6 protein-coding genes are annotated in these 7,703 nt (G+C 46.8%); 4 read left to right on the forward strand and 2 right to left on the reverse strand.

From position 1 onward, the window contains the following. The first annotated feature begins 35 nt into the window (after positions 1-35). From secD to F4X88_07345, 3 genes are all read left to right on the forward strand, one after another. On the forward strand, positions 36-1,982 hold the full coding sequence (gene secD / locus F4X88_07335; GenBank protein MYA56089.1) for a protein translocase subunit SecD: 1,947 nt from the start codon (positions 36-38) through the stop codon (positions 1,980-1,982). A 22-nt stretch (positions 1,983-2,004) separates the two neighbouring features. Continuing rightward, positions 2,005-2,928 carry a protein translocase subunit SecF gene (secF, locus tag F4X88_07340; protein ID MYA56090.1) on the forward strand — a complete coding sequence of 308 codons (924 nt, stop codon included), beginning with the start codon at positions 2,005-2,007 and terminating at the stop codon, positions 2,926-2,928. Positions 2,929-3,327: 399 nt separating this feature from the next. Then, positions 3,328-4,764, forward strand: coding sequence for an AAA domain-containing protein (locus tag F4X88_07345; GenBank protein MYA56091.1), 1,437 nt, complete (start codon positions 3,328-3,330; stop codon positions 4,762-4,764). 173 nt (positions 4,765-4,937) lie between these two features. Here the strand turns inward: F4X88_07345 and F4X88_07350 are convergent, their stop codons facing one another. Continuing rightward, positions 4,938-6,572: a hypothetical protein gene (locus tag F4X88_07350; protein ID MYA56092.1), complete on the reverse strand. Its 1,635-nt coding sequence runs from the start codon at positions 6,570-6,572 to the stop codon at positions 4,938-4,940. 277 nt (positions 6,573-6,849) lie between these two features. Between F4X88_07350 and F4X88_07355 the strand changes: the two genes are divergently transcribed. Beyond that, the gene (locus F4X88_07355) at positions 6,850-7,380 is read left to right on the forward strand and encodes a hypothetical protein (protein MYA56093.1); all 531 of its coding nucleotides are present in this window, start codon (positions 6,850-6,852) and stop codon (positions 7,378-7,380) included. A gap of 84 nt (positions 7,381-7,464) precedes the next feature. Here the strand turns inward: F4X88_07355 and F4X88_07360 are convergent. Then, positions 7,465-7,703 (reverse strand): transposase (locus tag F4X88_07360; GenBank protein MYA56094.1); only part of this gene is annotated, 239 nt, incomplete at its 5' end.

The raw sequence follows: 7,703 nt of genomic DNA on the forward strand, positions 1-7,703 counted from the left end.
GGTAAAATTAAAAAGCCGCAAGGAATAATTAAAAAATGTACAGATTCAGTATCTGGAAAATAGTTTTAATCTTCGGGGTCTTTCTGTTTTCCGTACTATACCTCATTCCTACCCCGGATAACTTCTACAATCCCTTGTACGGAAACCTACCGCTCTGGATGCAGGAAAAACTTCCACCTTTTGAAGTCACTGAAGACAACGCTTTGAAGGTAAATCTCGCGGATGTCGAGTATCCTGAAGGCATCAATTTCCAGGACGCAACCTTTGAACTTCAAGATATCTTTCGAGTCCACTTAAGGAAACTTGAACTTGAAGAGACGCGTGATTATGAATTTGATACCACTGAAGCACGCGAATTTTATGTGCGGCTCATCTCGGAGCAGGCACGGCAAAACCCACAGGCAACCCTTGACAATTTGCACCTATACGGCAGTCTCCCAACCGTCCTGCGGCGACTCATACCCGATAACCGATTGAAGTTAGGGTTGGATCTCAAGGGAGGGGTCCACCTCGTCCTTGAAGTAGATTTGGAGGCCTCCAAAGCAGAACTACTCCGAGAACACACCCACTCGATTCCCGAACGACTTCGCACAGACGATATTTTGTGCCGAGAGGTTAAACAGATAGAAGGACAAGACACACTAAACGTGTTCGTCGGAATCCCTTCGAGGCTCCGGTCGGATGCTGATGGAAAAACAGAATACTTGGAGAAAGCCCAACGTTTTCTCAACGAAGTCGAATTTTTTGAAGAGGCACGGGTCGGAACGGAAACGGAGACGCAGACCACGTATCAGTTAACGCTCAGCGAACGAGGCATTCAGAGGTATAGCGAGCAGGCGATCGAGCAGGTGCTTATTGTCTTACGAAACCGCGTTGATGCCTTCGGGGTTTCTGAACCCTCTATCCGACGAGAGGCGAATCACCCGAGAATCATCGTTGAACTCCCCGGTGCCAAAGACTCCTCGAAGCCATTACAAATCGTTAAGACCATGGGCAGGCTCGAATTTAAGCTTGTTAAGAAATCACCGACGGGTGGCAGTTTGTGGAGCGGAACTTCGGATACACCGATACCCGATAATATCCCCGATGATAGTGAAGTCCGCTATCACTACGAGACCGGCAACTGGTACGTGCTTGAAAGCCCTGTTCTCCTGAGTGGTGACCGCATCAACGATGCTGGACCCTCTACAGGCAGAACCAGTTTTGACATTGTCGTATCAATGAGTTTTGATAGTGTCGGCAGACGTAAATTCGCGCAGGTCACAGGGGACCATATTGGAGAGCATTTGGCGATTCTGCTTGATGGTAGAGTGCAATCTGCACCTGTCATCCAGGATCAGATTATTGGAAACGCTATTATTCAAGGAAATTTCACCTATGAGGAGGCGAGTTACCTTTCCAATATCCTGAAAGCCGGAGCGTTTCCGGTGGGTGTTCAGATCGCTGAGGAACGCACTGTCGGTCCCACGCTTGGGCAGGAATCCATCAACGACGGTGTGCTTGCTGCACTCATCGGCTTGGGCGGGGTTCTCATTTTCATGGTGATTTACTACCGTTTATCTGGAATTGTTGCTATTACTGCGCTGGTCTTTAATATGCTCATCATCCTTGGGGCATTGGCGGGCTTCGGTGCGGCCTTAACCCTCCCGGGTATTGCTGGGCTTGTTCTGACGATCGGTATGTCTGTTGATGCAAATGTGCTAATCTTCGAGCGAATTCGAGAAGAATTGCGAACCGGCAAAACCGTCTGGTCGGCTATCACAAACGGCTATCAACGGGCATTTATAACAATTTTAGATGCCAATCTTACGACCTTCTTTACCGCCCTGGTCCTCTATCATTTCGGGACGGGTCCGATTAAAGGGTTTGCGGTAACGCTCGGTATCGGTATTCTCGCGAGTATGTTCACGGCGATTATTGTTACACGTGAGATATACGGTTTGACTATTGGAAATAGAGACGTGCAGAAACTCAGCATTTAATCTGCAAGGAATAATTAAAAATATGGAATTACTTAAAAATACAAACTTTGATTTTATCAGCAAACATCGAACGGGATTTGTCTTCTCAGCGGTAATCATTGCTATCGGTTTGATTTTCCTCGTGATTCATCAAGGACCCAATTTCGGAATTGATTTCCGGGGGGGCGTTAAGATCCAAGCCAAATTCAACAGGGCAGTCACTGAAACCGAGTTGCAAGCCAAACTCACTGAAATCGGCTATGAACGTGCCACAATTCAGATAGATGCGAGCAAAAATGAAGCATTCGTTTCTATGGGACATCGTCCTGAATTTCAGGGACAAGGCACAAGTGTCGGCAGAATTCTCACAGATGCCCTACTTGAGGGTGGAGATGGTTGGCATGCACTTGCTGGCGGAGTTAATATCTCTGAAGTTGGACCGAGTGTCGGACGCGACCTTAAATTGGCGGCACTCTGGTCAGTGCTTGGCGCGATTGCGATTTTGTTAATATATATCTCTTGGCGATTTGAGTTCCGTTTTGCCATCGGTGCAATCGCCGCGCTTGTCCACGATGTCCTTATTACCTTGGGTGTCTTTGCCGTCCTTTCAAAAGAAATTAATCTACCAACTGTTGCCGCATTCCTCACGATTATTGGCTATTCGCTCAACGATACAATCGTGGTATTTGACCGAATTCGGGAAAATACACAAACCTTACGTGGTACTGACTACATTGCGGTTTTGAACAGAAGCATCAATCAGTCGCTGAGTCGAACGGTTATTACGTCTTTGACCACGTTGTTTGTTGTTCTGGTTATCTTCCTCATCACGGGTTCGGGCGAGGAGATTAACACGTTCGCCTTGGCACTCATCGTCGGTATACTGGTAGGGACCTACTCTTCAGTCTTCATCGCAAGTCCAATCCTGTATCTCTGGAATCGCGGACGCCCGCAAGAGGCTTCATGAAGATATTGGTTTTGAGTCCTTATACAACAAGGCAAAAATATAAGCCCGATAATCTCCTTCGGAGTGAAGACTGCAGTTCGCCTGAGCATCTTGAGCGGCGCATAAAAGAATTATGTGGTTACAACGCTGAGGGTTGGTATCATGAAGATAGGGACTACAGCGCGCCCGCTGGGGAGCTGTTCACGGGACCTTTGAATACCCAATTACGGGCAGGCTTGAAACAAATAAAGTCTTCGCACCACAAATTAGGCACTGAAAGGGGTTGTGTTGAGACGGCTGTGTGAAGCCGCTTGTCGTGATGGCTTCGATGTGTTTGAGCAAGTCAAACAAGATCCTCAGCAGTTACTGGAAATCGTACATAGGTCGTAAAAAAGGGATGTTGTAAAAGGACAAAAGAAGATGAGTCTTCCAATACCTGTTACCAATGGCAGTTCACGCCGCATTATCGGCGAATCCGCACCGATGCAGGCGGTTTTGCGCCAAGTCGCGCAGGTCTCGCCGACGAAAGCGACTGTCCTGATCACGGGTGAAACGGGTGTTGGCAAAGATGTCATCGCAGAGGCGATCCACGAAAGGAGTCCCCGTAAAAACCGATCCTTCAAAGCCGTCAACTGCGGCGCGTTTTACCAAGACCTCCTTCAAAGTGAACTCTTCGGTCACGAGAGAGGATCTTTTACGGGAGCAACCAGCCAACGTCGCGGTGTGTTTGAACAAGCCAACGGCGGCACGCTGTTTTTGGATGAGGTCGGCGAAATGTCGCCTGAAGTGCAGGTGAAATTCCTGCGGGTCCTTGAGACACAGGAATTCACACGGCTCGGTGGCGAAAAAAATATTAAAGTGGATGTCCGAATTATCGCCGCCACGAATATTGACCTTGTGACATCGGTGAGACAAAAGAAATTTAGACAAGACCTCTACTACCGATTGAACCTCTTTCGTATACAGATTCCACCCCTGCGCGCTCGGCGCGAAGATATCCCGCTTTTCGTCTCCGCGTTCGTCTCTGAATTGAGCGCGGAACACGGTAAACCCATTACCGGCATAACCCAACAGGCACTCAATTATCTCCAAAATGCTGACTGGTTCGGCAATGTTCGTGAACTGAGGAATGCCATAGAAACCGCTATTATTCTGTCCACTACCGAGGAGTTACAATTGAACGATTTCCCATCGGACTCGGAATCTGAGCAGGTTGCTTTACTGCCTGTGCCAGCCTCGGGCACGCAACTCGTACCTACACAGGTGATTGACACGCCCAATGAAGAATCTGAACTTCTGAATGTGCCGGGGAGTTCCTTACAGGTTGTTGATACTGCTGGTAGTGCGATCGCAACGGAAAACATAGCGATTTACAAGACGATCCTTGGACTTATTCTCTCTGCAATCCGTCTGCTTGAGCCAACTGCTGCCACGAGCGATGAGATGCCGTTCCTAATACCGGATGAAGATACCAGCTGGATGCAAATTAGCGAAACCGACGACGCTGCGGACGTTCTCAAAAAAGCGTTGGAAATCCTTTCAGCGATAGCCAAAGTGCTTGAGCATCGGGCGCAAAACGGAGTTTTGCCGATAGAGGCACCTGTGGAACAACGCGGTGGTTCGCAGGTACCAGGTGAGTATCTACCCGTGCTTGATGATGAAGGGGTTATCGGCAGGGTCGGTATGACAATGGCGGAAATTGAGCGAGTCGCTATCCAAAAGACGCTTGCGGAAGTCGACGGTAACAAAACAGAGGCGGCGAAGATTCTTGATATCGGGGTCCGAACGCTACATCGGAAATTGGACGCTTACAAACAAGAAACCGACAATTCAGACGATAACCTCAGTCATACGTAGCACTCGCAAGGCATAAATAAGTTCTCAAAATGTTACACTTTCCACCAAATTATTTTTTCTTTAACGGTGAAAACAAGAAAAAGGACTATAAACCCTTACGGTTAACCTAAGTTGCCATCTTTGTAGCATAACCTGTTAGGTTGTGCATGTGGAACGCAAACTGAAAGTTTACGCTACAAAAAGTGGGGCCCCGAAGGTGGTTCTGGCATCACAGGAATGATGTAACTCCGAACCGTTAAACCCGCTACTGTTTCCGTCTCTACTCGCGGTTCCGGGTCCTGTCGATGGTCAAAAACAACGTAGTATCCTTCTGTTATTCCTTCAGATCTGAGATAGGCTGCGAGCTGCTTCTTGCCTGCTTGATAACGCCTATCCCCTCTCCAAATTTTTGTTTCTACGATATATTTCTCTTGGTTATGGATAATAATGATGTCCATCCGTCCTCTGCCGGTTTGCACTTCAATATGCATAAAACCACCGACGATTTTAACAAACTGATCAAGATAGGCGAGCAGGAGATGTCTGCCAACCGATTCTTGGGGCGTATCGGGGACCTGTAAAATTTGGAACCCGACACGGACGATGAAATCTCGAAAGTTGTCCAGCAACGCTGCCATATCAAGCTGTCCTGCAGATGTGAGATAATCCTGAAAGCCCTCCTGAGTACTTTCAGGAAGGTACTCGCTCTCTAATCCATTCACGACAGGCTTGAACGCTTGCAGGATACAATATAGATAAATCGGATTAACAATTTCACACATACCGTCCTCACCTCTGGCAATGACCCCGTACGTGGCAAGTTCATTTATAACGTCACTCCGTAGATTGAAATCAACACCTTCCTCGTGTGCCATAATTCGCATCAGCAGATTTTCAAAATGCGGGTTTCTTTTGATATTGGTAAGTAGATGTGTGAAGTTAGCGTTATCTTCCGCCAGGAGCTCCGTGTGTGCCTCTGAAAAGTGTGCCATAGTAATCGGCTCAGTTTTGGGAATGTCCAGTTCTTCTGTGAGAATCTGTGCGAATCGGTTGACAAGGACGGGTTGTCCGGCAGTCTGTTTATGAATAGCTGCGATAACTTCGGGGACAAAGGATTGTCCGACTTCGTCTGTATATTGTCCAAGCAGTTCCTGCACCTGTTCGAGGGTGAAGTTGGGTAGATGGAACTCGTCTTGGATATTGAACGGGGAGATAGACCGGTCATAGTTGAGTTGTGCGATACTTTTAACGCCAATGATACCGACACTGTGCGGACATCGGGGCTTCCCAGCAATGTAGATATGACGGAGGGTATGAAGAAAATCGCTTACGGCAACTTGTGGAATACCATCAAACTCGTCGATAACAAGCACAACCTGTTGATTCCCAAGAAAACGCGCGAACCGTTTAAAGAACGACAGCATTGAGAGATGATCTGTTAACGTAGTGTCTTCCAGAAATTGATGTAAAGCCTCAGACGGCATAGCACCGCGTTTCTGGAAAACTGTCTCTACTTCTTCCCGGATCTGTTCATAGAGATGCCCATAGAACGCAGATAAGGCGAGGTTTTTATAAATATCAAAATTCAGTTGGATCGGGAAGTAAGGTAAGTCTGAAGCGGATTTCGGGTGAGCGGTAGCAGCGTTACCGACCGCGAGCGTTTCCAACGCAGCCTGAAAGAAAGTGGTCTTACCTGTTTGGCGCGGTGCGAACAGGACAATATATTTACCTTCTTCAACGCGTTCGATGAAATCGGCGATCTCCTCGGTCCGCGCAACAACGTAGTGCTCTTGAGGATTGACGGGACCGTGTGTTCCAAAACGTCTCATTTTCTCTCCTTTTCGCTAAACCCCTGGTACTTGATTGTATCATATCGGGTCGATGCGGTCAACGCCAAATATCCACAATTCAATGAATAGGCGGATTCTTCTATGTTGCAAAATTATGCACCCTATTCAGCCGAAAATTGTGTCTTTAACTTATGAGAGGTCTTAAGTATTACGTTTATTTGTTCAAATTACAAGATGATCTTAGGAGAGAAACTTTATGGGAACGATGAGATTGTTATACCATTTCTGATTGAAATTGTAGCATAAACTTTTAGAAATGGTACAATACCAAGTGAGTAAATTGCGATATTTTTTGGTGCTTTTAAAGGGATATCCTATGAAATATAAATTTCTTTTTCTTTTTTATCTTTTTAGCGAGATAGTGTTGTACACGAGTATTTGCCCTATTGTATGGGGAGTTCCACCTACAACCCCAAAAATTGTATTTGCATCGCGAAAAAATGGTAATCTGGATATTTACACAATGAATCCTGATGGGAGGGAACAGATTCAACTAACTCAGCATCGCTCAATAGATGCCAATCCCAAATGGTCACCGACCGGAGAGCATATTATTTTTTCATCGGATCGAGATGGTGTTCTAGATTTGTACCTGATGAGGGCTGACGGAGAAAATGTCCAACGCTTCTTCGCTAAATCAGCATATAGACGTACTCCGACTTGGGCACCAGATGGAAAATGGATCGCTTATAGTCGCTGGAAACATGGTAAGTTCTCTATCTACATCGCTTCAACGGACAGTGATAGCACCCAACGCCTAAAGGCGTGGGAAACCTCGGTTTCATAGACAGTGCGGTTTCCTTGAAAAGTCGACCGTCTTATTCCGTCTCCACCCGCGGGCGTTTCCCTATAGGTTTCTACAGGCATATCGTCAGGTGACGGCTATCCCTGCCCGCAAAATGTTTATCGCAGCGTTTATATCCCTGTCGTGGTGAGAACCACATTCAGGACACGTCCACTGCCTATCGTTGAGAGTTAGGTTTTCGTTATGAAATCCGCAGTTGCTACACGGTTTCGTTGTCGCTGTCCATTGACCCACTTGGAGCAACTTACGCCCATGTTTTTGACACTTATATTTCAATATTTGAACAAACTGGTAGAATCCAAGGT

It is taken from the genome of Candidatus Poribacteria bacterium (genome assembly GCA_009839745.1).
GTDB lineage: Bacteria > Poribacteria > WGA-4E > WGA-4E > WGA-3G > WGA-3G.